Annotated in this window: 28 protein-coding genes; 10 read left to right on the top strand and 18 right to left on the bottom strand. The window is 72.5% G+C overall.

Annotated features, from left to right (window positions below; translation table 11 throughout):
* Window positions 1-24: 24 nt before the first annotated feature.
* Genes ACLQ2R_RS16450 through ACLQ2R_RS16440 form a run of 3 tightly spaced genes read right to left on the bottom strand, consistent with a single transcriptional unit; the run spans window position 25 to window position 4,891 of the window.
* Window positions 25-1,050, bottom strand: a complete 1,026-nt coding sequence (locus ACLQ2R_RS16450) for a glycoside hydrolase family 6 protein (RefSeq protein ID WP_425960407.1) — start codon at window positions 1,048-1,050, stop codon at window positions 25-27.
* Complete coding sequence (locus ACLQ2R_RS16445) at window positions 1,047-3,149, bottom strand: galactose oxidase-like domain-containing protein (protein WP_425960405.1); 2,103 nt, start codon at window positions 3,147-3,149, stop codon at window positions 1,047-1,049. The genes ACLQ2R_RS16450 and ACLQ2R_RS16445 overlap by 4 nt, the downstream gene beginning before the upstream one ends.
* Complete coding sequence (locus ACLQ2R_RS16440) at window positions 3,146-4,891, bottom strand: glycosyltransferase family 2 protein (protein ID WP_425960403.1); 1,746 nt, start codon at window positions 4,889-4,891, stop codon at window positions 3,146-3,148. Before ACLQ2R_RS16440 ends, ACLQ2R_RS16445 begins: the two co-directional genes overlap by 4 nt.
* Window positions 4,892-5,258: 367 nt before the next feature.
* Here ACLQ2R_RS16440 and ACLQ2R_RS16435 point away from each other — a divergent pair, with 367 nt between their 5' ends.
* From ACLQ2R_RS16435 to ACLQ2R_RS16425, 3 genes are all read left to right on the top strand, one after another.
* Complete coding sequence (locus ACLQ2R_RS16435; RefSeq protein WP_425960401.1) at window positions 5,259-5,906, top strand: pyridoxamine 5'-phosphate oxidase family protein; 648 nt, start codon at window positions 5,259-5,261, stop codon at window positions 5,904-5,906.
* Window positions 5,907-6,066: 160 nt separating this feature from the next.
* Window positions 6,067-6,717, top strand: coding sequence for a nucleotidyltransferase domain-containing protein (locus tag ACLQ2R_RS16430; RefSeq protein ID WP_425960400.1), 651 nt, complete (start codon window positions 6,067-6,069; stop codon window positions 6,715-6,717).
* A complete protein-coding gene (locus ACLQ2R_RS16425; protein ID WP_425960399.1) occupies window positions 6,714-7,478 on the top strand; it encodes a nucleotidyltransferase domain-containing protein in 765 nt (254 codons plus the stop codon). The genes ACLQ2R_RS16430 and ACLQ2R_RS16425 overlap by 4 nt, the downstream gene beginning before the upstream one ends.
* Before the next feature lie 78 nt (window positions 7,479-7,556).
* Here the strand turns inward: ACLQ2R_RS16425 and ACLQ2R_RS16420 are convergent, their stop codons facing one another.
* The 4 genes from ACLQ2R_RS16420 to ACLQ2R_RS16405 form a co-directional block, all read right to left on the bottom strand.
* Complete coding sequence (locus tag ACLQ2R_RS16420; RefSeq protein WP_425960398.1) at window positions 7,557-8,768, bottom strand: MBL fold metallo-hydrolase; 1,212 nt, start codon at window positions 8,766-8,768, stop codon at window positions 7,557-7,559.
* Window positions 8,769-8,861: 93 nt separating this feature from the next.
* Window positions 8,862-9,164, bottom strand: a complete 303-nt coding sequence (locus ACLQ2R_RS16415) for a thiamine-binding protein (RefSeq protein ID WP_425960396.1) — start codon at window positions 9,162-9,164, stop codon at window positions 8,862-8,864.
* A gap of 66 nt (window positions 9,165-9,230) precedes the next feature.
* On the bottom strand, window positions 9,231-9,353 hold the full coding sequence (locus ACLQ2R_RS16410; protein ID WP_425960395.1) for a hypothetical protein: 123 nt from the start codon (window positions 9,351-9,353) through the stop codon (window positions 9,231-9,233).
* Window positions 9,354-9,385: 32 nt separating this feature from the next.
* On the bottom strand, window positions 9,386-10,159 hold the full coding sequence (locus tag ACLQ2R_RS16405; RefSeq protein WP_425960393.1) for an MOSC domain-containing protein: 774 nt from the start codon (window positions 10,157-10,159) through the stop codon (window positions 9,386-9,388).
* Window positions 10,160-10,185: 26 nt separating this feature from the next.
* On the opposite strand from ACLQ2R_RS16405, the gene ACLQ2R_RS16400 reads away from it, so the two are divergent.
* The 5 genes from ACLQ2R_RS16400 (at window position 10,186) to ACLQ2R_RS16380 (ending at window position 14,240) form a co-directional block, all read left to right on the top strand.
* Window positions 10,186-10,890, top strand: a complete 705-nt coding sequence (locus tag ACLQ2R_RS16400) for an endonuclease V (RefSeq protein ID WP_425960391.1) — start codon at window positions 10,186-10,188, stop codon at window positions 10,888-10,890.
* 2 nt (window positions 10,891-10,892) lie between these two features.
* Window positions 10,893-11,858, top strand: coding sequence for an ankyrin repeat domain-containing protein (locus ACLQ2R_RS16395; protein WP_425960389.1), 966 nt, complete (start codon window positions 10,893-10,895; stop codon window positions 11,856-11,858).
* A 240-nt stretch (window positions 11,859-12,098) separates the two neighbouring features.
* Window positions 12,099-12,647 (top strand): hypothetical protein, encoded by a 549-nt coding sequence (locus ACLQ2R_RS16390; protein WP_425960387.1) that lies wholly within the window; start codon window positions 12,099-12,101, stop codon window positions 12,645-12,647.
* 312 nt (window positions 12,648-12,959) lie between these two features.
* The gene (locus ACLQ2R_RS16385; RefSeq protein WP_425960385.1) at window positions 12,960-13,631 is read left to right on the top strand and encodes an SDR family oxidoreductase; all 672 of its coding nucleotides are present in this window, start codon (window positions 12,960-12,962) and stop codon (window positions 13,629-13,631) included.
* A gap of 129 nt (window positions 13,632-13,760) precedes the next feature.
* Window positions 13,761-14,240, top strand: coding sequence for an OsmC family protein (locus ACLQ2R_RS16380; protein WP_425960383.1), 480 nt, complete (start codon window positions 13,761-13,763; stop codon window positions 14,238-14,240).
* A 4-nt stretch (window positions 14,241-14,244) separates the two neighbouring features.
* Here the strand turns inward: ACLQ2R_RS16380 and ACLQ2R_RS16375 are convergent, their stop codons facing one another.
* Window positions 14,245-14,817, bottom strand: coding sequence for an NADPH-dependent FMN reductase (locus tag ACLQ2R_RS16375; RefSeq protein ID WP_425960381.1), 573 nt, complete (start codon window positions 14,815-14,817; stop codon window positions 14,245-14,247).
* An 85-nt stretch (window positions 14,818-14,902) separates the two neighbouring features.
* On the opposite strand from ACLQ2R_RS16375, the gene ACLQ2R_RS16370 reads away from it, so the two are divergent.
* On the top strand, window positions 14,903-15,367 hold the full coding sequence (locus tag ACLQ2R_RS16370; protein ID WP_425960379.1) for a winged helix-turn-helix transcriptional regulator: 465 nt from the start codon (window positions 14,903-14,905) through the stop codon (window positions 15,365-15,367).
* Window positions 15,368-15,436: 69 nt separating this feature from the next.
* Here ACLQ2R_RS16370 and ACLQ2R_RS16365 read toward each other — a convergent pair whose 3' ends face one another.
* On the bottom strand, window positions 15,437-16,027 hold the full coding sequence (locus ACLQ2R_RS16365) for a TetR/AcrR family transcriptional regulator (RefSeq protein WP_425960377.1): 591 nt from the start codon (window positions 16,025-16,027) through the stop codon (window positions 15,437-15,439).
* A 72-nt stretch (window positions 16,028-16,099) separates the two neighbouring features.
* On the opposite strand from ACLQ2R_RS16365, the gene ACLQ2R_RS16360 reads away from it, so the two are divergent.
* Entirely contained in the window at window positions 16,100-16,672 is a 573-nt protein-coding gene (locus ACLQ2R_RS16360; protein WP_425960375.1) for a dihydrofolate reductase family protein, read from the top strand.
* A 14-nt stretch (window positions 16,673-16,686) separates the two neighbouring features.
* On the opposite strand, the gene ACLQ2R_RS16355 is transcribed toward ACLQ2R_RS16360, so the two are convergent.
* From ACLQ2R_RS16355 to ACLQ2R_RS16315, 9 genes are all read right to left on the bottom strand, one after another.
* The gene (locus ACLQ2R_RS16355; protein WP_425960373.1) at window positions 16,687-18,171 is read right to left on the bottom strand and encodes a DHA2 family efflux MFS transporter permease subunit; all 1,485 of its coding nucleotides are present in this window, start codon (window positions 18,169-18,171) and stop codon (window positions 16,687-16,689) included.
* Window positions 18,172-18,548: 377 nt separating this feature from the next.
* Window positions 18,549-19,205 carry a TetR/AcrR family transcriptional regulator gene (locus ACLQ2R_RS16350; RefSeq protein ID WP_425960371.1) on the bottom strand — a complete coding sequence of 219 codons (657 nt, stop codon included), beginning with the start codon at window positions 19,203-19,205 and terminating at the stop codon, window positions 18,549-18,551.
* 139 nt (window positions 19,206-19,344) lie between these two features.
* Window positions 19,345-20,751: a dihydropyrimidinase gene (gene hydA / locus ACLQ2R_RS16345; protein ID WP_425960369.1), complete on the bottom strand. Its 1,407-nt coding sequence runs from the start codon at window positions 20,749-20,751 to the stop codon at window positions 19,345-19,347.
* Complete coding sequence (locus ACLQ2R_RS16340; protein WP_425960367.1) at window positions 20,748-21,146, bottom strand: allophanate hydrolase-related protein; 399 nt, start codon at window positions 21,144-21,146, stop codon at window positions 20,748-20,750. The genes hydA and ACLQ2R_RS16340 overlap by 4 nt, the downstream gene beginning before the upstream one ends.
* A gap of 10 nt (window positions 21,147-21,156) precedes the next feature.
* Window positions 21,157-21,960, bottom strand: coding sequence for an ATP-binding cassette domain-containing protein (locus tag ACLQ2R_RS16335; RefSeq protein ID WP_425960365.1), 804 nt, complete (start codon window positions 21,958-21,960; stop codon window positions 21,157-21,159).
* Entirely contained in the window at window positions 21,957-22,817 is an 861-nt protein-coding gene (locus ACLQ2R_RS16330) for an ATP-binding cassette domain-containing protein (protein WP_425960363.1), read from the bottom strand. The genes ACLQ2R_RS16335 and ACLQ2R_RS16330 overlap by 4 nt, the downstream gene beginning before the upstream one ends.
* A complete protein-coding gene (locus tag ACLQ2R_RS16325) occupies window positions 22,814-23,683 on the bottom strand; it encodes an ABC transporter permease (RefSeq protein WP_425960361.1) in 870 nt (289 codons plus the stop codon). The genes ACLQ2R_RS16330 and ACLQ2R_RS16325 overlap by 4 nt, the downstream gene beginning before the upstream one ends.
* Window positions 23,680-24,735 (bottom strand): ABC transporter permease, encoded by a 1,056-nt coding sequence (locus ACLQ2R_RS16320; protein WP_425960359.1) that lies wholly within the window; start codon window positions 24,733-24,735, stop codon window positions 23,680-23,682. The genes ACLQ2R_RS16325 and ACLQ2R_RS16320 overlap by 4 nt, the downstream gene beginning before the upstream one ends.
* 75 nt (window positions 24,736-24,810) lie before the next feature.
* A complete protein-coding gene (locus ACLQ2R_RS16315) occupies window positions 24,811-26,418 on the bottom strand; it encodes an ABC transporter substrate-binding protein (protein WP_425960357.1) in 1,608 nt (535 codons plus the stop codon).
* Window positions 26,419-26,422 lie beyond the last annotated feature (4 nt).

Genomic DNA, 26,422 nt, shown 5'->3' with positions numbered 1-26,422 from the left:
ATCGAAGATATAACGAATGAGCGGCTATCTCGCGTTACGCGCGAGTTCCAGCGCGTATTCGGGGAACCAGTCGCCCGCCCTGGGCTCTCCGCGGTGGCACTCGCCGTCCGACTCCCCCGGCCGCTTGATCCACAGGAAGGCGTCCACCCGCTCCTGACCGGTCTCGGTGGTCGGCTCGGCGCCCAGCGCGCGGCCCTTGGGGTTGCACCAGGCGTCGTCGCCCCGGGCGCCGCGCAGGGGGCCGTTGCCGTTGCGGGAGGTGTCGATGACGTAGTGGGCCCCGTCCAGCCCGTCGGAGAGCCGCCGGGCGACGGCGACGCTCTCCTCGACGGTGAAGAAGTTGCTGACGTTGAAGGCGAAGCCGTCGGCCTGGGGCACCCCGGCCCTGCGCATGGGCTCGGCCCACTCGTCCGGGTTCCGGATCCAGCCGGCGTTCCCGGCGTCCACGTACACCGTGGTGGCGGGCTGCCTCTTGAGGGTCTCCACCGCCGTGCGGAGCAGGTCCAGGCGCTCGCCGGCCTGGCCGCCCCGGGTGCAGTTGTCCAGGATGTGGGCCAGCGCGTCGGGTTCGACGATCACCCAGGCGGGCCGGTCGCCGATGCCCGCGGCGAACCTGCCGATCCAGGCGCGGTACTCCTCCGCGCCGGCCGCGCCGCCCGCGGAGAACCTCCCGCAGTCGCGGTCGGGGATGTGGTACGCCACCAGGACCGGTGTCCGGCCAGCCTTCGCGGCCCTGGTCGTGATGTCGGCGACCCTGCCCTGCGGGTCCTGGTCGCCGATCCAGATCGCGTTGGGCCGGTCGGCGATCCTGCGGATCAGCCCGGCGTCCTCGCTCCTGCCCTCCGCCTGGAGCCTGCGGGCCTCCTGGGCGGCGGCCCCGTCGGGGTCGACGTAGAAGCCCGTCCCCGCCGGCGCCGCGGAGGAGGCGCCCCCGGGCGTGCCCGATCCGGACGTGCCGGGCCCGGGGGGCGGTCCCGGGTCGGCCGCGCAGGCCGTGGTGGCGAGCGCGAGCGCGAGGGCCAGCGCGACGGCGGGGCCGTACCTGTTCATCGAGTACCTCCGTCGTGCGGACCCCGGGATCGTTCCTGGGGAGAGGACGTGGCGGGACGTCGTACGGTGCCCTGGCGCCGGCGCGGCTCCCCCTGGACACGGACCCAGCGGCCCTGGGACGGCGTGCCCCGCTCGGTGACACCGAAGAGCATGTACCAGCCCGGGGGGACCAGGGCGGGGTTGGAGGGGATCGTCACGATGATCCCGCTCTTCACCCGGATGAAGTCCAGCCTGATCGAGCGCTGCTCCACGTCGGTGACGTGGGTGACGGCACTCGGGCGCATCAGCCGCACCTCGCGGACACGTTCGGCGTCGGGGGTCGGGAACCCGGCCCTGCGGCCCAGGGCCACGCTCTCGCGCCCGCCGGTGAACACCGGCGCCTTCTCGCCGTTGTGCAGGTAGGTGGGGGTGTAGATCTCGATCCGCTGGTCGAAGGTGCCCGGCAGCGAGCCGATCGCGTCGGCGAAGAGCGGGTCGGAGCCCATGCTGAGCACCCGGCCGTCGGGCAGCAGCAGGCCCTCGGCGTGGTAGTTGCGGCCCACCGCGGGAGAGGCGGCCTCGTGGAAGCCGTTGGTCGCCGGGCGGTAGACCTCCGCGCGCAGCACGTCGCTGGCGCCGCGGCCCCGGTAGTCGCCGGAGCCGTTGAAGGAGAGCACGGTGTCGTCGGGCAGCAGCACGGCCGACGGGTAGCGCACCGGGTGCGACAGGTCGGGGCCGCGCACGTAGCGGGGGCTGGCCTCGTTGAGGTCGACGACGGCGGTCCTGGCGGTGGAGTCGGGCAGGCCCGGCTGGCGTTCCCCGACCGGGCCGCCGCCCATCACCATGACCCGCTGGTCCTGGGCGGGCGGCAGCAGCACCGAGGCGCCGGTCTCGTTCAGCTCGGGCTGCGGCAGGCCGGGGACGGGGGTGAAGGCCTCCGTCTCGTCCGGCGCCAGGCCGCCCACCCCGCCGGGCGTCGTGACCAGGCGGTCGGTGTCGCGCCGGTAGTCCCAGATGCCGGGCGGGCGCAGCGCGAGCTGCCCGGGGCCGTACCCGGCGCTCATCCCGGAGAAGAACAGCATGTCGTCCTCCAGCAGGAACAGCGCGGGGTAGGTGGGGAAGAACCGCTTGGGTCCGGGCCGCCAGGTTTTGGTCCCGGGGTCGTAGATCTCGTTGTCCCGGGTGATCTGCCCCACCGTGTCCAGGCCGGAGACGGTCATCACCCTGCCGTCGGGCAGCTGGGTCATGGTCGGGTACCAGCGTCCCTCGGCCATGTCCTGGACCTTGGTGTAGCGCTCGGTCACGGGGTCGAACTCGTAGGCGTCCTTGATGCCCTGGAAGTCCTGCTTCTCCAGCGTCATGCTGCCGCCCATGGCGTACAGGTCGCGCTTCTGGCGGCCCCGCAGGCCCTGGATCTCGTACTTGACCGAGCCGGGCTGCGCGGTGAGCAGGCCGGCGGCGCCCTCGTTCACGGCCTCGGCGAAGACCTTGGTCTCGCTCGGCCTGATCCGCACCCTGCCCGGCACACCGGTCTCGATCTTCGTGGCGGGTGGCACGGTGACGTGGTCGGCGATGCGGTACACCTGACCGCCCGGGGCGGTCAGCAGCGTGCCGGGGTGGAAGTCCCTGGGCCTGGCGTCGGGGTTCTCGTTCTTGATGACCACGGCGCCCGCGGCCCGCTTGACCTTGGACTTCAGCACCTCGAAGCGCCCGGTGCCGCCCGCGATGAGGAGCTTGCCGTCGGGCAGCATCACGTGGCCGGCGCAGAAGAAGTCCACGGGGGTATCGACGAGCTCGAACTCCCCGGGCCGGCCGGGTCTCGACGGGTCCCAGAGCACGGTCTTGAAGGTGCCCTTGTCGAAGTTGGCGGCGTTGTTGCCGGAACCGGCGACGATGAGCACCTTGCCGGTGTGCAGCAGCGCGGCGTGGATGGCGTTGACCTTGAACTTCTCCGGGACGTCGAGGAAGGTCCAGTGGCCGTGGGTGGCCTTGTAGTCCGGCCGGTTGATGCTGTAGTCGTGCCACTGCCGGGTGGCGAACCCCGCGACGGCGGGCAGGTTGACGGCGAGGACCGCGGCCACCACCGTCAGGCCGACCAGGTTCTTGCGCAGGCGGCTCACGGGCGGACCTCCCCTGCGGCCCGCGCGGCGGCACGGGCGCCGCGCAGGCCCCAGGCCCACATGACGAGCGGCCCGGTGCAGATGACCAGGGCGAGGACCGCCCACAGGGTCATCACCAGGTGGACGTGGCCGGTCCAGAACACGGTCAGCAGCAGCCCTCCGCCGAAGATCGCCGCCCACCACAGGTGGATGCGGAACGTGGCGACCTGGTCGGGGCTGGCCGAGTCGCCCTTGGGGGTGACCACGAACGTGCTGGGCCTGCGCAGCGCGGCGCCCAGCAGCGAGGTGACGTAGATGGGCGCCGACAGCGCCGACATGACCATCCCGGCGACCCCGGAGGAGCCCTCGGGCTCGTGCGGGCTGACGTTGTGGCGCCGGTTCCAGGTGTAGAGCATGACCTGCAGCAGCGCCGCGTCGCCGTAGAGCATGAGCCACATGTCCATGGGCACGGTCACCCCCGAGCCGCCGACGGCCATGAACAGGGTCGCGCTGAGCCCGGCCAGCAGCCAGTTCAGCGCGGACATCGGGTAGAAGGTCACCATCAGGCCGTAGTTGAAGAACCGTCCGGGCGACAGCCGGGGCGCGGCCCGCCAGAACTGGGTGAGCAGCGTCTCGTAGGTGCCGCGGCTCCAGCGCAGCTGCTGGGTGAAGAAGTCGGTCCACGACGACGGCCCCTCCCCCACGGCCAGCACGTCGGGGGTGTAGACCGACATCCAGCGCTCGCCGGTCTCCGGGTCGCGCGAGCGGTGGAACTCGATGCCGGTGGCCATGTCCTCGGTGATCGAGTCGTACAGGCCGCCGATCTGCTTGAGCGCGCGGATGCGCACGGCGTTGTTGGTGCCGACGAACATCGGCGCGCCGTACAGGTTCCCGGCGCGCTGGATCAGCGAGTGGAACAGGAACTGCTGGCTCTCGGCGGCCTTGGTGACCCCGGCCCGGTAGTTGCCGTACACCTGGGGGCCGACCACGAACGCCACCCGCGGGTCGCGGAAGTAGCCGAGCATGCGGTCGCAGAACTCCGGGAGGGGGACGTGGTCGGTGTCGACCGAGACGAAGAAGTCGTACTCGTCGCCGTGCGCGTCCAGCCAGCTGTTGTAGTTGCCGTGCTTGGTCCTCGCCCGGAACGAGCCCGTGGGCCGGTTCCAGTGCGGCACGCCCTTGCGGGTGAAGTGGTGGACGCCCAGCCAGTCGCAGAGCTCGTGGACGTCGGGGTCGTCGCCCTCGTCCAGCAGCCAGACGTCGAACACCCCGTCGTAGCGGATCCTCAGCGCGGCGGACAGGGTCTGCCTGACCATCTCCAGCGGTTCCTTGCCGGGGACGCAGGTGGTGATGAAGGCCACCCGGTTGCCCGGCTCGGGCGGGACGGGCACGGGGTCGCGTGCCGCGAGCATGGCGTGCACGTTGGAGACCACGCTGACCAGGCGGAAGACCTCGATCAGCGCGATCGCCACGAGCATGATCCGGTCGGCCACCGGCAGGTACCACGGGACCGCGCCGTAGGGGTCGGGCCGGACGGTCCAGTGGCCGGGCAGCAGCAACCAGACCATCAGGGTGAACTCGACCAGGAGCGCGGCGACCATCAGCAGCACCGCCCGCACCCGGTGCGGCTCGGTGGCCAGCAGGGAGCGGTAGCGCACGCGGTAGGGGGTGCCGGGCTCCGGCTCGGTCACCGGCCCGGCGAGCCTGCTGAACCTCTCGTAGTCGTAGGGAACGGTTCTCGCGGCGTCGGCGGGGGCGCTCATCGATCCAGCGACCCCGCGGCACGCGAAAGCAAGCCCAGCACTGTTCCCCCAGGTAGATCGCGTAGGCCGCTCCCCGGCAGGGGGAGGTCAACAACGGCCCGCGTGGTAATAAATCGCGACACATCATATTCCGACGGGTAAGCAAGATCTGACCCGTTGGAGCGATATGACGGATATTTCGGCCTGGTCTTCGGGCGGTGGGACGAGCACCCCGCCGGCGCACACCGGCGGCCCGGCGGCGCGGGCACGCGACGACGCGGGAACGCTCCGGGACGGGGACACCGCCCCGGGTGCCCGCGCGCGAGGGTGTGAGGACGTTCCGGTACGGGGACACGCCCCCGCGCGAGGGTGGGACTAGCCTTGCCCCATGACCTCCCCCGCCATCCACGAACCCGGCCGGATCGTCGCGGTCACCTCGCAGGAGGAACTCCGCCGGCTCGTCGGCGACGTCTCCGAGCTCGTGCTGCGCAAGGACATCGGCCGCCTCGACGAGCACGCGCGCGCCTTCGTCGGCGCCTCGCCGTTCGTCCTGCTGGCCACCTCCGCCCCCGACGGCACCTGCGACGTCTCCCCGCGCGGGGAGGAGCCCGGCGGGGTGCTGGTCCTCGACGACCACACGCTGGTCATCCCCGACCGGCCCGGCAACCGCAGGATGGACAGCCTGCGCAACATCGTCGGGAACCCGAACGTCGGGCTGCTGTTCATGGTGCCGGGCACCGAGGAGACCCTGCGCGTCAACGGCCACGCGCGGGTGGTCAGCCAGGCCCCGTACATGGAACGGCTGGGTGTGAAGGGCAAGGTCCCGACGCTGGCGATCAGCGTCGAGGTGCGGGAGTGCTTCTTCCACTGCTCCAAGGCGTTCCGGCGCTCGTCGCTGTGGCGGCCCGAACGGTGGCCGGACCGCGACGCGTTGCCCACCCTCGGCCAGATCATGAAGGAGCAGCTGAACCTGGACGTCCCGGCCGGGGCGATCGACGACAACCTGAGCATCGACGCCCGCGACAACCTGTACTGACGCGGCACCCCCGCGCCGGCCCGTCCCGGGAGGCCCGCCGCGCGTCCCCGGAACCGCACGGCGCCTCCCGGGAGAATCCACGCCACCCCTCGGGAGGCGTGGCCGCGCGTCCTGGGAAAACCCGTACCGGTGCCGGTCCCGGAGCTGGCAGGCTACGCCGATGGAAGTGGCATACGTCCCGGATCACCTGGTCCTGTCGGTGGTGGTCGGTTCACGGGCATACGGGCTTGAGGGCGACGGTTCCGACGTCGACCGGCGTGGCGTCTTCGTGGCGCCGACGCGGCTGTTCTGGCGGCTGGACAAGCCGCCGGCGCACGTCGAGGGGCCGCTGCCCGAGCAGTTCTCCTGGGAGGTCGAGCGGTTCTGCGGGCTCGCGCTTGCGGCCAACCCCACGGTCCTGGAGTGCCTGTGGTCGCCGATCGTCGAGCGCGCCACCCCGGTGGGCGAGGAGTTGCTCGCCCTGCGGGACGCCTTCGTCTCCGCGCGCGCCGGCCGGACCTTCGCCGGGTACGCCGACGACCAGTTCCGTCGCCTGGATCCCGAACGCCCCCGGTGGAAGCAGGCCATGCACATGATCCGCCTGCTGCTCAGCGGCCTGCACCTGGTCCGTCACGGTGAGCCGCTGGTCCGGATGGACGCCCACCGCGACCGGCTTCTCGCCCTGCGGCGGGGGGAGCTGTCCTGGGAGGAGGTCCTGCGCTGGCGCTCCGCGCTGGTCGCGGGGTTCGACGGCGCGGGCACGCTGCCCGCCGAGCCCGGCCGGGAACGCGTGGAGGAGTTCCTGGCGCGTACGAGGGAGGCGGCGCTGTGACCGTCGTCCTGCCCTCCTGGCTGCCCGAGATCCCCGCCGGGCAGGCCCACCCGGCCGCCTTCGCCACGGTCAGCGGGGCACACCTGTACGGTTTCCCGTCGGCCGACTCCGACGTCGACCTGCGCGGCGTGCACCTGCTGCCGCTGGAGGAGGTCGTCGGCCTGCGTACGGGCCGGGAGACCCTCACCCGCTCCTGGGTGCGCGACGGCGTCGAGGTGGACCTGGTCACCCACGACCTGGCCAAGTTCTGCCGCCTGCTGCTGCGCCGCAACGGGTACGTGCTGGAGCAGTTGCTCTCCCCGCTGGTGGTCTCCACCTCGCCGACGCACCGGGAGATGATCGACCTCGCCCCGGGCTGCGTCACCCGCCACCACGCCGATCACTATCTCGGCTTCGCCCGCACCCAGTGGCGGCTGTTCGAGCGCTCCGGCGAGCTCAAGCCGCTGCTCTACACCTTCCGCGTGCTGCTCACCGGGATCCACCTGATGCGCTCCGGGGAGCTGGAGGCCGATCTCACCCGGCTCTCCGGCGGCCCGCCGTACCTGGCCGGCCTGGTCGCCGCCAAGCGCCTCGCCGAGCACGGCCGCCCGCCCGCGGACGCGCCGGGCCCCGAGCGGCTGGCCGGCGACGTCGCCCGCCTGACCCGCGGGCTTGAGGAGGCGCGTGACGCCTCCTCCCTCCCCGGGACCGCGCCGGCGGCGGACGCGGTGCACGACCTCGTCGTCCGCACCCGCCTGTCGGCCGGGTTCCCGCGCGCCTGACGCCGGGCACGGCGACCGGGCGGGAGACGCGCTCGCGGGTCCCCGGCCCGGTCACCGGGGCGGGGACGCGCTCGCGGGTCAGAGTCTCGGGGAGGGGGACTCCGGCCCCGGGTCCCCGGGCTTCCCGGGCTCCCTGACCGGGAGGGAGCCCCTGCCCGCCCCGCCGCCGTGCAGCAGCTCCCACCAGCTCTCCAGCATGGGCACGTCGACGGTGTCGACGCGCTCGCCGGGCCGGGGGACGGCGATGCGGACGCCCCGGGCCTTGGCCTCGTGCCACAGCCGGTCGACCGGCTCGGCCCAGGGGTGGGCGGCGAGGGTGAAGGTCGCCCAGTGGACCGGCAGGAGCAGTCTGCCGCCCAGGTCGAGGTGGGCGTTGACCGCCTCCTCGGGGTCCATGTGGATGTCGGGCCAGGCGGCGTTGTAGGCGCCGATCGGTATCAGCGTGAGATCGAACGGGCCGTGCGCGGCCCCGATGCCCGCGTAGCCGTCGAAGTATCCGGAGTCGCCCGCGTAGAAGACCCGCTTGTCGCTTCCCGCGATCACCCAGGAGCCCCACAGGGTGACGTTGCGGTCGAGGGTGCGGCCGGAGAAGTGCCGGGCGGCGGTGGCGACGAACCGCAGGCCCGCGACGGTGGCCTCCTCCTGCCAGTCGAGCTCGACGATCCGCGAGGCGGGCACGCCCCAGCGCTCCAGATGGGCGCCGATCCCCAGCGGCACCAGGAACGGCGCGGTCTGCAGGGCGGTGAGGCGGCGGACCGTGGCGCGGTCGAGGTGGTCGTAGTGGTCGTGCGAGATCACGATCGCGTCGAGCGGCGGGAGGCCGGCCAGCGAGGTCGGCACCGGGTGCAGGCGGCGCGGGCCCACCAGCTGGGAGGGCGAGGCCCTGCGGCTCCACACCGGGTCCAGGAGCACCCGGCGGCCCTCGATCTCCAGCAGCGCGGTGGCGTGGCCGTACCAGATGACGCTCAGCCCGGTGGCGGACGGCCCTCCGGCCGGGGTGGTCACCACCGGGATCGGCGCCGCCGGGCGGCGCTCGGCGCGGTTGAGGAACATGTTCCAGAAGACCTGGCGCGCGCTCTGCGGGGAGGGCACGAAGGTGCCGGGCGTGGAGTTGCGGAAGACGCCGTCGTGGAACTGCGGCGAGCGGCGCATCCGCTCCAGGCGCTCACCCTCGGGCCTGCCGCCGAGCTCGGCCGGGATGTCCTTCAGCACCCACCCGGCGGCGGCCAAGGCCGCCCCGCCCGCGAGGAGACGCCCGATCGATCCGCCGCTCGTCCTGCCACCCGTCATGCCGCCACGCTCCTGAATCGTCCGTTCCTGCTGAACGATCCCGTCCGGTGGGGTGTTCCCGTTACGCTCTCGGCGAGACCCGGCGCCTGGCCGTCATCCGGCGAGGTGGCGTTCGACGGTGGCCACCTTGGCCTCCAGCCGTCCGGCCGTCCCTGCGCGGATGTCGGCCTTGAGGACGAGGCTGACCCGCCCGGCACGGGCCTCCACGGCCGCGACCGCGTCCCTGACGACGGCCATGACCTCGTCCCAGTCCTCGCCCTCGATCGTGGTGAACATGGCGTCGGTCCTGTTCGGCAGACCGGAGGCGCGCACGACGCGCACCGCCTCGGAGACCAGCTCCCCGACGTCCTCCCCCGTCCCGATCGGGGTCACGCTGAACGCCACGAGCACCGACATGCCGCACCTCTTCCGAATCCGGGGACCTTCCCGGGGCACCCTAACCCGATCCTCCGTGTTCTCCGCTCACCTGTCGTCGGCGCCGCCGGGCGCGGCCGGGAAGTCCCGCGGCTCGCGGTGCCGGAACCGGTACGTCGCGCCGCCCGGCAGCCCGAGGGGTTCGGCCCGGACCGCCTCGGGCACGGTCATGCGTCCGGCTCCCCCGCGGCCGGGCTTCGCGATCACCGGTCCGCGGGGGTACCGGGGACGGCCGTGGCGCCGTCCCCGAGGCGGACGACGCCGGGGCGGGTGACCCGCATGATCACGCCGAACCTGTTGCGGTGCTCGGCGATCAGCCACTTCTGCAGCTCCGGCCGGCGCTCGCGGCCCGCCGGGTCCCAGCTCGGCACGACGCACCTGACGCAGGGGCCCGCGCGCTCGCCGGCGACCGTGAGCTCGGCCTCCCCGGCCGAGAGCGTGGTGCCGATTCCCCAGTCCTCCTCCGCGAAGGCCGGGGCGTCGAGGCCGAGGTGCAGGTTGGGCCGGAATCTCTCCACCTCCACCGGCGTGCCGAGTTCCTCGCCCAGCGCGGCCAGGGACGCCTCGAAGGTGACCAGCACGGTCAGGGCGCGGTCGTGCTGCCCGTCGGCGGCGCGCAGGCTCAGGGGTGTGTCCAGCGACCCCGCCAGCGCGTCCGTCAGGCCGGGGTCCTCCCACGTCCAGACGGTCCCGTCCGGCGCGGTCAGCGTCGGCGCCCCTTCCCTCCCGGGAAGGGCGTTTCCTCCTCCGGAGGGGCCGGGGCCGTTCGCGTACGCGGCGCGCCAGTGGAGCATCTCCGCACGGTGCCGTACGGTCAGAACCTTGCCCGCGTGGCTCTCCCGCTCGTCGACGAGCGCGTAGGCGCGGTCGCCGATCAGTCCCCGTCCGTCGAAGCCGCCCTCGCGGAGTTCCTCGCCCCGCAACGACTTGACCGGCCACCGGAAGATCCGCCGGACAGTCCCAAAATAAGACGTCATAAGCTAAAAGTAGCGATCATTAAGTCATGAGAGGACAAATGCCGCGCAGCGTGAGGGAGGCCGAGGCCGTCCAGGCCGAGCTGAGACCCCTGCTCGACCTGGTCGGTCCCGGTCCCATGACCCCGGCCAGGGTGGCGGGGGTGGACGTCGCCTACGACGGGGACCGGCTCGCGGCCGCGGTCAGCGTACTGGACGGCACGACGCTGGAGATCGTCGAGGAGGTCGCCGTCAGCGGGAGGACGACCTTCGACTACGTCCCGGGGCTGCTCGCCTTCCGCGAGGTGCCCTCCCTGCTGGAGGCCCTCGGCCGGCTGTCGGCCGCCCCCGACCTGGTCGTCTGCGACGGGTACGGCCTGGCGCACCCGCGCCGTTTCGGCCTGGCCTGCCACCTCGGCGTGCTCACCGGCCTGCCCACCATCGGGGTCGGCAAGACCGCCTTCGTCGGCGTCCACACCGACCCCGCGGCCGCCCGCGGCTCCTGGACGGACCTGACGCTGGACGGCGACGTCGTCGGCCGCGTGCTCCGCACCAGGGACGGGGTCAAACCCGTCTTCGTCTCGGTGGGGCACCGCGTCGACCTCGACACCGCCTGCCACAACGTGCTGAACCTGACCCCCCGCCACCGCCTGCCGGAGACCACCCGCGCCGCCGACGGCCTCTCCCGCAGGACGCTGGCCGAAAACCGTCGTACGGGGCTGGTTGAATCCGCTCAGCACGAGGAAACGGGGTGAACATGAGCGACGACGAGTGGGCCGACGACGCCGGCGCCTGGCGTGACACCAACCTGACGCAGATCCGCCTGCGGCTGGCGCGCGGTTTCGACCCGGGCCGCCGGCTGCCGTGGCTGGGCACGACGCCCATGCACCAGGCGGCCAAGGAGGGCGCCGTCCAGGTGATCGAGCTGCTGCTGGCCTCGGGCGCGCACGTGGATCCCGTCGACCCCGACGGCGCCACCCCGCTCTGGGAGGCCGTGCGCCACGGCTGGGACGACGCCGCGAGCGTCCTGCTCGCCGCGGGGGCCGACCCCTGGCGGCGGTGCATCGCGGGCCGCTCCCCCGGCGGCCAGGCGCTCCTCACCGAGATGGCCGGCCTGTTCGCCGGCCTGCCCGGCGCCCCGGGGGTCAGCCCCCGGCTGCGCGATCTCCAGGACACCGTCGACGCGATGATGTTCTCGTACGAGGACTACAACGAGGGGCTCTGCGTGGCCTTCGTCGGCGAGGTGAGCGAGGAGGAGGTCGTCCGCCGCCTGGGGGTCGCGCCGGAGCTGTACCCGCCGATGGAGCTCGCCGAGCTGTGGCGCGCCGAGCAGGACGCCCCGGTGGAGACCCTGCGGGTGGCCAGTCCCCCGGGTGGCGGGGTGGTGCTCTTCCAGTCCGACGGCATCCTGCCGGTGCACGACGCGGTCGGGCGGGCGGTCACCTCGGGCGGCGGGGTGCTGGCCGGGTCCTTCCCGTTCGCCAGCCCGTCGGTCGACATCTGGCGGGACGGCTTCCACACCGGGCGGCCCTCGGTGCACGAGCAGCTCTCCGACGACAGCATCGTGGAGCTGTGGATGTGCCGCTTCGGCGACTGCGGGGCCCACCCCTCCACCCCGACCGAACGCGCCCTGGGCCTGATGTCGCTGCTCACCTCCACCTACATCACCGAGGAGTGGCTGTGGAGCACCCCGATGCGGCTCGTCCCCTTCGCCCCGGCCTGAGCCGGCGAGCCCCGCGACAGGCCGGGCAGGCCGGGCAGGCCGGGCAGGCCGGGCTTCGTGCCGGGAGACGGCTCGCCTCGTGACCCGGAGCGGACCGGGCTTCGTGTCCGAAGGCGGCGGGCTCATGGCCGGAGCGGACCGGGCCCCGCACCCGGAGCACGGCGGGGTTCGTACCGGAAGCACGGCGGGCTTCGCGTCCGCCGTACTGAAGACGTCCGAAATGGGTAGAGTCGCACGACCATGAGAGAGCACACGATCACCAGCCTCTGGGAAGAGGTCCCCGACGACGCCGACGACCTCGCCGTGGTGCGCGGCGGGTTCCGGGTCTACCGGTGCCCGTGCGGCACGCGGCTGGCCGACCGGGCCGCCGCCGAACTGCACGCCTCGGAGACCGGCCGGTGCACCACCTGCCTGGGCGGCACCGTCGAGGACATCGTGCCCGGCTTCTCCCAGCCGTGCACGTCCTGCGCCGGGACCGGCCGGCGCGGGGTCCAGCTGACCTGGCAGCTCGCCCACCTGCAGGCCCAGACCGTGATCACCGATGAGCTCGTGCGCGGGCTGATCGCCCGTTTCACCGAGCCGTTCCGGCTCTCCCAGGTCGCCGAACTGGTACGCGACACCCTCGGCCTGCCGACGGGACGCCTCCCGGTCGGGCCACGGGTCCGCGACGTGCTGCGCGGCCTGGAGGCCAGGGGCGAGCTCGTGCTGCTCTCCGCCCCGAACGAGCTGCTCCGCGGCACCACGGTCGTGCTCTACCGCGACCCCTCCTGGGAGCACGCCACCGGCTGAGGCGGGTCCGCGTCCCTTCGCCGGACGGCCCCGCCTCCCCCGCACCGGCCGGGTCCCGGGCCTCTCGCCGGACCGTCCCGCGCCACCGGCCGAGCGGAGCGCGGTGCCTTCCCGAGGTCCCGAGTCACCCGGGTTCGGCGACGACCGCGGAGTCCTCCGGCGGCGGAGCGGAGTGCGCTACCTTCCCGAGGTCCCGCGTCACCGGCGGTGACCTGCGGCGGCATTCGGGGAAGAGACCGGGCAGGACCGCATCGCGGGGGCGCGGGACGGCGACGCCCCCGGGTGGCCGGTCGCCGAAGGAAGGTCGAGATCATGAGGGTGTTCCAGATCGGCGCCGCCGGAGGTGTGGGCCGCCGGCTCGCCCACCTGCTCACCGCCCGCGGTGACGAGGTCACCGGCATGCTCCGCGATCCCGCCCAGGCGGAGACCGTGCGCGCGACCGGCGCGACCCCGCTCGCCGGGGACCTCGTCGAGGACTCCGTGGACGAGCTGGCGCGCAAGCTCCGGGGGCACGACGCCGTGGTCTTCTCGGCCGGGGCCCACGGCACCGGTATGGACAAGACCACGGCGATCGACGGCGAGGGGCTGGAGAAGGCCGCCGAGGCGGCCGCCCGCGCCGGGGTGCCGCGTTTCGTGCTCGTGTCGGTGTTCCCGGACGCCGGACGCGGCCGCGAGCCCGTGGAGGGCTTCGAGCACTACATGAGGGTCAAGAAGACCGCCGACGTCCACCTCACCCGCACCGGCCTCGACTGGCTCATCGTCCGCCCGGGAACGCTCCTCGACGAGCCCGGCACCGGCCGCGTCAGCGCCGGCCAGGCGGTCGAGTACGGCGACGTGCCCCGCGACGACGTGGCGGCGTTCATCGAGGCGGCCCTGCACGAGCCGGCCCTGAACCACGTCATCGTCGAGCTCACCACCGGCGAGACCCCCGTGGCCGAGGCGGTCGCCGGCCTCGCGGCCCTGACGGGCCGGCGCGCCTCCTGACCCGCTCCTTCTGCGGGAGGGTGCTCCTCGCCCCACGCGAGCACGGCGTACGGGACACCGCCGGGGCTCTCCCCGCCCCGCACCCGGCCGTGTCCCTCACCGGCGGCCCCGTTGCGTTACCTTCGCCTCATGACGACGACGCACACCTATGACGTCACGGTCGGGTGGACGGGGAACCTGGGGTCGGGCACGGACGGCTACCGGTCCTTCAGCCGCGACCACGAGGTGACGGCGGGCGGCAAGGCCGCGATCGCCGCCTCCTCCGACCCCGCCTTCCGCGGTGACCCGGCGCGCTGGAACCCCGAGGAACTGCTCGTGGCCTCCGTCTCCCAGTGCCACATGCTCTGGTACCTGCACCTGTGCGCCGCCGGTGGAGTCACGGTCGTCGAGTACCAGGACCGCGCCCACGGGGTCATGACGATGGACGAGAGCGGCGGGGGCGGCCGGTTCACCGAGATCGTGCTACGCCCCGAGGTGACGGTCGCCGACCCCTCGACGGCGGAGAAGGCCCGCGCGCTGCACGGAGACGTCCACGCGCTGTGCTTCATCGCCCGTTCGCTGAACTTCCCCGTCACCCACCTGCCCGTGATCCGCGTACGGGAGGGCTGAGGGGTCAGCCCTCGCGCAGGGTGCGCAGGGCGCCGGTGAGTTTGGCCAGCTCGGCGAGCATGGTGTCGGCGGCGGTGTTCATCACGTCGTTGGGGTGCAGCGTGCCGTCCTCGCCGAGGAACTGCGGGAAGAACGGGATGTTCACCGCCTCCAGCACCGGGACCATCTTCAGCGTGCTGACGACCTGGCGCAGGCCGTTCACGGCGCGGGTGCCTCCGGAGACGCCGCCGTAGCTGACGAACCCGGCCGCCTTGTGCTGCCACTCGTGGTGCAGGTAGTCCAGGGCGTTCTTCAGCACGGCGGTGAAGCTGTGGTTGTACTCGGGGGTCACGAACACGAAGGCGTCGCCGCGCTCGACGGTGGCGCTCCACTCCTTGGTGTGCGCGTTCACGTACTGCTTGAGCCTGGGGTGGTTGGGCTCGTCCAGGAACGGCAGCGCGACCTCGGCCAGGTCGATCAGCTCCACCTGGAAGGCACCCGACTCCACGGCCCTGCCGTGGAACCAGTCGGCCACGGGGCGCGCCACGCGGCCCGGGCGGGTGCTGGCGACGATGACCTGCAGAACGGGCCTGTCCATGACGGCTCCTGACGATGCTCACCGGATGGTTACTCAACATTATTGAGTAACTCAACTTTCCTTAGCAAATGCTAGCATCGAACCCGTGAGCCTCACGTCCGTCTGCGCCCGCTTCCACACCGCCCTGGAGTTGATCGGCGCCCGCTGGTCGGGGGCCCTCATTCACATGATCTTCAAGGGTGCCCACCGGTACGCCGACCTCAAGGCGGCCATTCCCGGCATCAACGACACGATGCTGGCCCGGCGCCTGCGCGAGCTGGAGGAGGCCGGGCTCGTCGAGCGGCGGGTGCTGGCCACGTCACCGGTACGGGTCGAGTACCACCTGACCCGGATGGGCCGGGAGCTGCGCCCGGCGCTGGACGAGCTGGTCGCCTGGGCGCACAGGTGGATCCCCCTGCCCGAGGAGGCGTCCGCCACGCCCACGTCCCCGTCCGCACCCTCCCCGTCCGCACCCTCCCCGTCCGCACCCTCCGCGTCCTTCACGCCCACGTCCCTCACGCCCGCGTCCCTCACGGCCGCCTCCTCCACGGCCGCCGGCGCGGCGGGCTGAGCCGGACCCCGCGATCTCCCCCGGGGCGCCGGGGCGCGGACCCCGGCCGGCGAGCGGCGCCGGCCGCCCTCAGCCCTGCCCGGCCCGGTCCGCGCTCATCATCCGCCGCACCGCGGCGTCCACCAGCTCACGGGTCTCCTCCTCGGTGAAGATGCCGGGCAGCGTCAGCCGCTCCAGGATGAGCCAGTTCAGCGCGAGATAGAGGAGCACCACCGAGGTCGAGTCGCCGGGCAGTCCCGAGACGGCGTGGTGGCCGATGTTGGCGTCGATGTCCTCGCGGATCCGTTTGGTCAGCACGGCGCGCAGCTCGGGGCGCCGGGTGGACTCCAGCCGGAGCTCCAGCAGGGCCAGGTAGCCCGAGCCGAAGGCGGAGACCCGGGCCAGCAGCTCGTGCATGAGCTCGGCGTAGCGGGCCTCGTCCTGCACACCCTCCCGGCTGCGGAGGATCGTGGCGTCGTCGGGCAGCAGCCGCTCGTAGATGCGCCCGCCGACCTGGGTGAACAGGTCGTCGCGGTTGGCGAAGTAGTTGGAGGCCGTCCCCGGGGGCACGGCCGCCTCCGCGTCCACGGCACGGAAGGTCAGCCCCCGGGCCCCCTCCCTGGCCAGCACCTCGATGGCCGCGTCGATCAGCGCCTGCCGTCGTTCGGGATTCTTCCGCACTTGACGCCACTCCAGATGTAGTACTACGTTCAAACCACTTCAAGCAGAGTACTACATCTGAGGCAGGTTCATATGCGAAAGCTCGTGTACTACATCGGTGTCTCGATCGACGGCTACATCGCGGGCCCCGGCGCCGAGTTCGACTTCTATCCGCTGTCGGACGAGATGGCCGCCTGGATCAACGACCGCTATCCCGAGACGGTCCCCACCCACATCCGCAGGCACATCGGCCTCGACGACGTGCCCAACAAGGTCTTCGACACATTGGTGATGGGCCGCGGCACCTACGAGCCCGCCCTGTCCGCCTCCATCACCAGCCCCTACTCCCACCTGCGCCAGTACGTCGTCTCCGGCACGCTGAGGATCGACGACCCGGCGGTCGAGGTGGAGACCGGCGACCCGGTCGAGCTCGTCCGCCGGCTGAAGGCCGAGGACACCGGCATGGACATCTACCTCTGCGGCGGCGGCAAGCTCGCCGCCTCCCTGCTCCCCGAGATCGACGAGATCATCGTCAAGGGCTACCCCGTGGTGGCGGGCGCGGGCATCCCGATGTTCTCCGGAGAGTTCCGTCCCACCCTGTTCACTCCCACTCGGCGCGAGTCCTTCGACAACGGCGCCCAGGTCACCTGGCTCACCAGGACCTAGAGGCACCGGCCCTGTCAGGCGACGTCCACGGGCGGGCCGGACGGCTCGCGGACGCGGGAACCGCGGATGAACAGGGAGCCGACCAGGCTCAGCACGCCCACGCATCCGGCGGCGGCGAAGGCCAGCCGCAGCCCGCCCGCGTCGGGAAGCCCGGAGGGGTCGAGGCTGCCGTGCGCGGCGATGGTGACGAACACGGCGGTGCCGAACGCGCCCGCGACCTGCTGGAGGGTGGACAGGATCGCGCTGCCGTGGGAGTACAACCGGCTGGGCAGGGCGCCGAGGGAGTCGGTCATCAGCGGAGTGATCATCAGGCCGAGCCCGGCCATCAGCAGCATGTGGATGCCGACGACCAGGGCCAGCGGCGAGCCCGCCCCGAGGGCGGCGAACAGCCACAGGGCCGCCGCGATCGCGGCCGCGCCGGGGATGACGAGCCGCCGGGCGCCGACCCGGTCGTAGAGGGCGCCCACCGGCCGCCCGAGCAGTCCCAGGACCAGCCCGCCGGGCAGCAGGACCAGGCCGCTGACGAAGGTGCCGGTCTTCAGAACGGTCTGCAGGTACAGCGGGAGCAGCATCGCCGAGGCGCCCAGGAAGCACATGAAGATCAGCGCGGAGACCGCGAGGGCGACGGTGAAGTCCCGGTACCCGAACGGGCGCAGGTCGAGCAGGGCGCGGTCGCCGCGCTGCAGCCTGATCTGGCGCCACGCGAACACCGCCAGCGCCACGAGCCCGACGGCGATCGACGCCCAGGCGACGACGGGCCCGTTCTCGCCCGACTCGCCGATCGTGGACAGCCCGTACAGCACGCCGCTGAACCCGACCGCGGACAGCAGCATCGAGAGCAGGTCCAGGGGCACCCGCCGGGTGTCCGTCGGCAGGCGCAGGAGGCTGGTCCCGAGGACCAGGGCCGCCACCGCGAGCGGCAGTACCAGCCAGAACATCCACCGCCAGTCGAGCGCGGCGAGCACCGCCCCGCCGATGGTCGGGCCGATCGCCGGCGCCACGGCGATCACGATCGTGATGGTGCCCATGGTCGCGCCCCGGCGCTCCACCGGGACCAGGCGCATCACCGTGGTCATCAGCAGCGGGATCATCACGGCGGTCCCGGCGGCCTGCAGGACGCGGGCCGCCATCAGCACCTCGAAGCCCGGGGCCAGCGCACCCAGCAGGGTGCCGAGGCTGAACAGGGTCATCGCGGCCGTGAAGATCTGGCGGGGCTGGAACCGCACCAGCAGGTAGCCCGTGGTGGGGATGACCACGGCCATCGTGAGGAGGAAGCCGCTGGTCAGCCACTGCACCGTGGTGGTGGGCACCTTCAGGTCCCCGGCCAGGTCGCGCAGCGCGACACTCAGGATCGTCTCGTTGAGGATCATGACGAAGGCCGACATGACCAGGATCCCGAGCACCAGGGAGGTGCGGGACCCGCCCGGTGGCCCGGGGACGGCCGGGGCGGCCACGGGCGGGCCGGCCACGGACTCGGCGGACGAGGGAGCAGTGGACACGTTGACATCTCCTGGAATCGCACGGGTGGGACGGGGTGTCCGGCCTCCGGGCCGGGTCCGTCGAGCTCTGCGGGCATGGTGGCGAGGGAGCGTCGTCGCCCCCTCCGGGACGCGGCACGTTCCCGGGCTTCCGACGTGGCCGGAAGTGATCGATCACACGTGAGGTCGACGACGTGATCGGGCGCGCCCGTTCAAAGGTGGCGTCGACGACGTGACCGGAGGCGATCGATCGGGCGTGACCACGGCGTCGTGGCCGGACTCGATCGACCAGGCACGACCACGACATCGTGGCGGGACCCGGCCAGGCACGACCACGGCGTCGTGGCGGGACCCGATCGATCATGCATGACCACGGCGTCGTGGCCGGGCGCGACCGGTCAGGCGTGACCGCTCCTGGCGTGCAGCCGGTCGAGGTCGACCGCCTCGACCAGGGGTGTGGGGGTCGAGGTGCACAGGCCGTCGACCAGCAGGTCCAGATGTCGATGCGCGTACGGGGACGACAGCCGGGCGTCGACGCCCGGCATCGGCCGCGTGAGCTGGCAGAGCGCCAGGAACACGTCACCGACACCGATGTCGGGACGCAGCAGGCCCCGGCGCTGACCGTCGGAGATCATCCGGCGCAGCGCGGCCAGGATCCTGTCGTTGGCCTCGGCGAACCTCGGGACCTCCTTGTCCACCCACTCGCTCAGCACCGTCCCGATCGCGCTGATCCGGCTGTCCGCGCCGCGGTGCATGAACGCCCTCAGGGCCGCGACCGGGTCCGGCTCCGTGGCCAGCAGCTCCTCGGCCGTCGCCGCGTTCCGTTCCACGACCGCGAGGATCACGGCGCGGACGAGCTCGTCCCGGTCGAGGAAGTGCCGGTAGACCGTCGCGTTGCCCACCCCGGCCCGTCGGGCGATCTTGTCGAGGGGGGCGTCGGGCCCGTCCTCGATCAACACCGCCAGCGCGGCCTCCAGGATGCTCGCCCGGTTGCGCTGCGCGTCCGCACGACGAGGCCGGACCTGGGCACCGTCCGCGGTGACGACACCGTCCACCCGACCTCCACTCGTAACGGGGACTCGCTCCCCGCTTAGTAGAGCACATCTCCAACCGGGGAGCAAATCCCCGCATCGACCGCCGGCACCCCCGGCGACCCGCACGGGCGGCTCCCGCGGCGACGCCCTCCGGCCGTCGTCACGGAGCCGTGCGCCCCAGTGCCGGGGTCAGGGTGATCGGTCCGGCCGCGATGTGCCGCCCCCGGGGAGCGGGATCGACCAAGGCGCCGTCGTGGACCACGACCCGCCCGCCCACCAGCACGGTCCGTGGCCTGCCGGTGAGGGTCATGCCCTCGTAGGGCGTGTAGTCGGTCGCCATGTGCAGGTCGGCGGAGGTGACCGTCCAGCGGGCCGAGGGGTCCCAGATCGCGATGTCGGCGTCCGCGCCCGGCATCAGCGTGCCCTTGCGGGGATAGAGGCCGTTGGTCCTGGCCGGGTTGGTGGCGGTCAGCTCGACGAACCGGGTGGCGGGCAGTCCCGCCCCGGCGACGTACTCGGAGAAGATCACCGGGAGTCTGGTCTCCACGCCGGGCAGCCCGTTGGGCATGACCCGCACGTCGGAGCGGCGCGACTCCTTCTGCGCCACGTCGTAGCAGCAGTGGTCGCTGCCGATCGTGGTGATCTCCCCGGTGAACAGGTGACGGGCCAGCGCGTCGACCGCGCCGCGCGGGCGCAGCGGGGGGCAGCAGACGAACCGCTCCGGGGCCGGGCCGCCGTAGAGGCCGTCGTCCAGCACCAGGTGGTGGGCGACCGACTCGGTGAAGGCGGCGACCCCGCGGCGCCTGGCCGCGGCCACCAGTTCCACCGCCTCCGCGGTCGACTGGTGGACGAAGTAGACCGGGGCGCGCAGCGACTCGGCGATGGCCAGCACCTCGGCCACCGAGGCGGTCTCGGCCAGTTCGGGCCGGGTCGCGGCCATGTGCTCGGCGCCGATCCGGCCCGAGGCCGCGCAGCGCTCCTGGGTGTCCTCGATGATGTGGTTGGCCTCGCAGTGGATCACCACCAGGCCGCCCAGGTCGCGCAGCACCGTCATGGTCCGCAGGATCGTGTCCTCGTTCGCCATGGTCTCGCCGCGGTAGGTGGTGAACATCTTCACCGTGGGCATGCCGTCGGCGACCAGCGCGGCGAGCTGGCCGGGCACGGTGGCGTCCCACTCCACCACGCAGGCGTGCAGGGCGCTGTCGCACAACCCCTGCGACGCCTTGGCCCGCTGCGCGTACGCCACGTCGGCGGGTGCCTGGCCGGGGCGCGGGATCGCGAAGTCCACGATCGTGGTGGTGCCGCCGAACACCGCCGCCGTCGTGCACCGCGCGTAGTCGTCCAGCGAGGTGAAGTCACCGGAGGTGAAGCCGACGTGGCAGTGCGGGTCGACGCCTCCGGGCATCACCAGCGCGCCGCCCGCGTCGATCTCGACCGCTCCCGGGGGGGCGGGCGTGCCCGGCTCGGCCAGGGCGACGACGACGCCGTCCGCCACGAACACGTCGGCGGGGGCCGACCACCCCGCCTCCACCACGGTGCCGCCGCGTACGACCAGGGAGGCCCTCACCGGGCGCTCCGCGCGAGGTGGGCCCGCCAGCCGCCGGCCTCGCTGATGTCGACGACCCCCGGCAGGGTCAGCGACGCGTCGCGCATCCGCATGGACAGCGATCCGCTGCCGTCGGAGAGCTCGATCACGCCCAGCTCCAGTTCCTCGGGCTCGTTCGGCAGCAGGTGCTCGCGCAGGATCCGGTAGCTCACCTCGTACAGCTCGCCGGGCACGGCGTACCCGGCGAGCCCGGCGGAGGCCGCCGGGTACAGGCCGGGGAACTCCTCGCGCACCGAGTAGAACCGGTAGCGGGGGGCGGTCTCGGCGGGGCCGACGAACCGGGCACCGCTCAGCGCGGTGTTCAGGCTGCCGCCCGACATCGCCTGGCCGTTGACGAACATCCGCAGACTCTCCACGGGTCCTCCTTCAGTACGGGGGTTCGGCCGCGCGGCGGGCACGCTCGGCGGCGGGGTCGGGGATCGGGACGGCCGCCAGCAGCGACCGGGTGTAGGGGTGCTCCGGCGCCCCGTACACCTGCTCCCGGGTGCCGATCTCGGCGATCCGTCCCTGCTCCATGACCGCGATCCGGTCGCAGAGGTAGTAGACGACCGCCAGGTCGTGCGCGATGAACAGGATCGACAGGTTCAGCCGCAGCCGCAGGTCCCGGAGCAGGTTGAGCACCTGGGCCTGGACCGAGACGTCCAGGGAGGAGATCGGCTCGTCGCAGATGAGCAGCCGGGGCTCGACCGCCAGGGCCCTGGCGATGGCGATGCGCTGGCGCTGGCCGCCCGAGAACGACCGGGGGTGGCGGTCCAGGTGCTCGGCGGACATGCTCACCGTCTCCAGCAGGGCCGCCGCGCGCTCCCTGCGCCGGCGCCGGTCCGGTTCGAGGCCGTGCACGGCGAGCGGCTCCTCCAGCAGCTCGGCCACGGTCATCCGGGGGTTCAGCGACGAGTACGGGTCCTGGAACACCATCTGCATCTCGCGGCGGAGGGAGCGCAGGTCCCGGCGTCCGGCCGCCAGTACGTCGCGCCCGCCGAGCTCCACCCGGCCGGAGTCGGGTTCGGTCAGCCGCGTCACGCAGCGCGCGGTGGTGGACTTGCCGGAGCCCGACTCCCCGACCAGGCCGAGCACCTCGCCCGGCATCACGTCGAAGGAGACGTCGTCCAGCACCCGCCCGCCCCCGAACGTCTTGACCAGGTTCCGCACCCGCAGCAGGGGCTCGCTCACGACGGTCCCACCGTTCCCTCCTCGGCCGTCTCCACCGCGGGGCCGACGGTGGCCAGCGGCCTGGACAGGTCTCCCCCGATCCGGGGCACGGCCGCGAGCAGCGCCCTGGTGTAGGGGTGCCGGGGCGCCGCGTAGATGTCCTCGACCGGGCCGCTCTCCACCGCCAGGCCGTGGCGCATCACCACCACCCGTTCGGCGAAGCCGGCCACGATGCCCAGGTCGTGGGTGATCAGCAGGACCGCCATGTCCCGCTCGTCGGCCAGCTCGTGCAGCAGCCGCAGCACCTGTGCCTGGACCCGCACGTCGAGTGCGGTGGTCGGCTCGTCGGCGATGAGCAGCGCGGGTTCCGCGATGATCGCGATGGCGATCACCACCCGCTGCCGCATCCCGCCGGAGAACTGGTGGGGGTAGTCGTCGAAGCGCCGCCCGGCGTCGCGCACCCCCAGCCGGGAGAGCACCTCGACACCGCGCCGCCTGGCGACCTTCCTGGACACCCCCCGGATGATCAGCGGCTGGGTGATCTGCCAGCCGATCGTCATCACCGGGTTGAGCGAGGCCAGCGGGTCCTGGAAGACCAGGCCGGCCCGCGAGCCCCGGACCTCGCGCATCCGGCGCGGCGGCAGCGTCAGCAGGTCGGTGCCGTCCAGCTCGATCCGCCCGGTCAGCGTGGCGTCGGCGTCCAGCCGCAGCACGGCTCGCGCGGTGACCGACTTGCCGGACCCGGACTCACCGACCAGCGCGACCTTCGCGCCGCGGGCCAGTTCCAGGTCGACGCCGTGCACGACCTCGACCGGCCCCCCGGGCCCGGGAAAACTCACCCGCAGATCTCGTACGGCGAGCAGTGGTGTGTCCGTCATCGGCCGGCCCCCTCGCGGATCGTCGGGTCGTTGCGCACCCGCAACCAGTCACCCACCAGGTTGAAGGAGATCGCGGTCAGCATGATGGCCAGGCCGGGGAAGGCCACCGCCCACCAGCCGCCGGTGAGGTCGCCGGCCGCCGCGGCGATCATCGCCCCCCATTCGGGGGACGGCACCTGCGCGCCGACGCCGACGAAGGACAGGCCGGAGATGACCAGCATCACCGCGGCGACGTCCAGCGTGGTCTGCACGTACAGGGTGTTCAGCGCGTTGGGCAGGATGTGCCGGAAGACGAGACGGGTCCGGGAGACCCCGAGCATCCTGGCGGCGTCGACGTACTCGGCGTCCTTGACGTCGCGGACCAGCGTGCGCACCAGCCGCGCGTAGCCGGGCCACCAGGTGAGCGAGAGGGCGATCACCGCGGACCGCAGCCCGGAGCCGAGCGCGGCGGCCAGGCCGAGGGCCAGGATGATCGACGGGAGCGAGAGGCCGATGTCGGTGATCCGCATCAGCACCTCGTCGACGACCTTCCCGCCGAGCGCCGCGACCGTGCCGACCACGGTCCCGATCAGCGCCGCGGCGACGATCACGATCATCGTGGCGGGCAGGGTGATCCGCGCGCCGAACAGCACCCGGCTGAGCACGTCGCGGCCGCTGACGTCGGTGCCGAACCAGTGGTCGCCCGAGGGCGCCAGGAGGGACCTGGACAGGTCGACCGCGTAGGGGTCGTGCGGCGCGATCAGCGGCCCGACGGCGGCCAGGAGCACCATCGCCACGGCCACCGTCACCGCGGCGCGCTCGACGACCGGGACGCGGGGCAGGACGCGGCGGCGCGCGCCGGTGACCTCCTTGGCGCCGGCGCTCACGGCTTCACCTGCGCGAGGGCGGGCACGGCCGGCTCGCCCGTGGGCCGCCTCGTCCCGCGCAGCCGTGGGTTGAGCCAGAGCTGGACCAGATCCACGGCGATGTTCGCCACCACGAAGACCACTCCGATCACGAGAACCGTGCCGATCACGGTGTAGAGGTCGTTCTGCAGGACGGCGGCGACGGCGTGGGCGCCGATGCCCGTCCTGCCGAAGATGGATTCCACCAGGACCGTGGAGCCGAGCATCCAGCCGAGTTGCATGCCGAGGATCGTGCTGGCCGGGACCATGGCGTTGCGCAGGCCGTGCCGTACCACCACGCGGAGCTCCGAGGCGCCGGTCGCGCGGGCCAGCGTGATGTAGTCGGAGTCCAGCGTGGTGATCATCGAGGAGCGCACCGTGCGGGCCACCACCGCGACGAACGAGGCGGCCAGCGTGAGCGCGGGAAGCACCAGGTGGAGCAGGGCGTCGCCGAAGGCGGCCGGGTTCCCGCCGAGCAGCGCGTCCAGCGAGGTCATCCCGGTGATCCTCGGCACGTCCTGGCCGAAGGCGAGCTGGCCGGTCAGCGGCAGCAGCCTGAGCTGCGCGGCGAAGACGAGCTGGAGCATGAGGCCCAGCCAGAAGACCGGGACCGCCGCGCCCAGCAGGGCGACGAGCCGGGCCGCGACGTCGGACGGCCCGCCCCGGCGGTAGGCGGCGTACACGCCCAGCGGCACCGCCACCACGATGTTGATCGCCATGGCGGCGAGCACGAGTTCCACCGAGGAGGGCAGCATGGCCGAGATGTCGTCGAGCACCGGGCGCTGGGTGAACACCGAGACGCCCAGGTCGCCGTGGAGCAGCCGGTCCAGGTACCCCGTGAACTGCTCCCACAGGGGCCGGTCGAGGCCGAGCTCGATCCGCGCCCGTGCCACCTGTTCGGCGGTGGCGTTACGCCCCGCGGCGGTCCTGGCCGGGTCGCCGGGCAGGACCTGGGTCATCAGAAAGGTGACGACGGCCAGGCCCGCCAGGACGACGACGCTGGTCACGAGCCGCCGGAGCAGGAAACGAGCCATGGGGTACCTCCCCTCAGTGGTGATCTCCGATGATGGGCGGGCCCGGCGCGGAGGCTCCGCGCCGGGTCCGGCGGGTCAGCCGACCTGCACCTGGTAGACGTCCACGGTCTGGTGGTGGGCGGGGTCGTAGGCGTAGCCGGTGATCCCCTTGCGGTGGACCGTCACGTACTGCGGGTTGGACATGTTGATCGAGGGGTGGTCGGCCGCGATGGTCTGCTGGGCCTCCTTGTAGAGGGCGCAGCGGGCGTCCTCATCGGTCAGCCTCTGGGCGTCCTCGACCAGCTTGTCGACCTTCGGGTTGTCGTAGCCGCCGCTGTTCTGCCCGTTGTTGATGAACGTCGAGTTGAACTGCAGGTGCAGCACGGAGTCCGGGTCCGGGTAGGGCGGGAAGCCGTAGATCATTCCGAGGTCGGGCGTGGTCTCGTTGCTCTTGAGCATCTCGACGTACTGCGGGTAGGTGACCGCCGACAGGTCGACCTTCACACCGATCTTGGCGAGGTCGGACTGGAGCAGCGTGGCCGCCTGCTCCATCTCGGCGGTGGCCTTGAGGTAGCTCATCGTCAGCGTGACGTTCTTCAGGCCGGCGGCGTCCAGGATGCCCTTGGCCTTCTGGAGGTCGTGGCCCGCCTGCGCGACCGTCGGGTCGGCGCAGGCCATGGTGCCCGCCAGCACTCCGGCGGCCTTCTTGCCCGCGCCCTTGAGGATGGCCGACTGGTGCTGGTCGTAGTCGTAGGCGTAGGTGAGGGCCTCGCGCAGCGCCTTGTCGGCCGTCGGCGCGTCCTTCATCTTGAAGAAGGTGTAGAGCTGCACGTTGGTGTCGGCCTTGTTCACGACGTGGCCGGCGCTCTCGAGACCGGCCCAGTCGTTGGGGGCGATGTCCATCGCGATGTCCACGTCACCGTTGCTCAGCGCCGTCTTCTGGGTCGCCGCCTGCGGCAGGTAGCGGATCACCACGTCCTTGGCCTGCTTGGTGAAGCCGCCCCAGTAGGCGTCGTGCCGGGTGAACTTGGCCTCCTGGTTGGGGGTGTACCCGGCCAGCTTGTACGGCCCGGACCCGGCGTCGTTGGACGCCAGCCACCGGCGGCCGTCGTCGGAGTCGGCGTTGGCCTGGACGAGCTTGGAGTTGAGCAGGTAGACCCGCGACAGCGCGCCCAGGAACGGCGCGTAGGGCTGCTTCAGGACGACCTTCAGGTGGGTGTCGTCGACGACCTCCGCGGAGTCGTAGGCGGTCAGCAGCGACGCGACGCCCATCTGCAGCTTGGCGATCCGGTCCATCGTGTACTTCACGTCGGCGGCGGTCAGCTTGGTGCCGTCGTGGAAGGTCACGTCGTCGCGGAGCGTCAGGTCGAGGGTCGTGCCGTCCTTGGAGAATTTCCACTCGGTCGCCACGGAGGGGGCGAGCACGCCGCCCTTGGCGTACTCGACCAGGGTGTCGTAGGCGGGGACGGACACCTCGTCGACGGTCGAGTTGTCGGCCTGGACCGGGTCGAAGGTGGCCGGCGGCTCGTTCTCCGCGATGATCAGTGTCTGCGTGCGGGCGCCGGAGCCGCCGGAGGCCCCGGCACCGCCCGAGCCGCCCTGGCCGCAGGCCGCGAGGGCCAGCGCGCCGACGAGCAGTACGGAGGTCAGGGCCGGCGTTCCCCTGCGGGCACGTGCCACCGGGGTGGCGGGGGGTCGGTGCATGTCG

The organism is Streptosporangium sp. DT93, from assembly GCF_049844535.1.
Lineage (GTDB): Bacteria > Actinomycetota > Actinomycetes > Streptosporangiales > Streptosporangiaceae > Streptosporangium.
The sequence above is the reverse complement of the archived record's forward strand: the minus strand, read 5'-3'. Positions and strand labels throughout refer to the sequence as shown.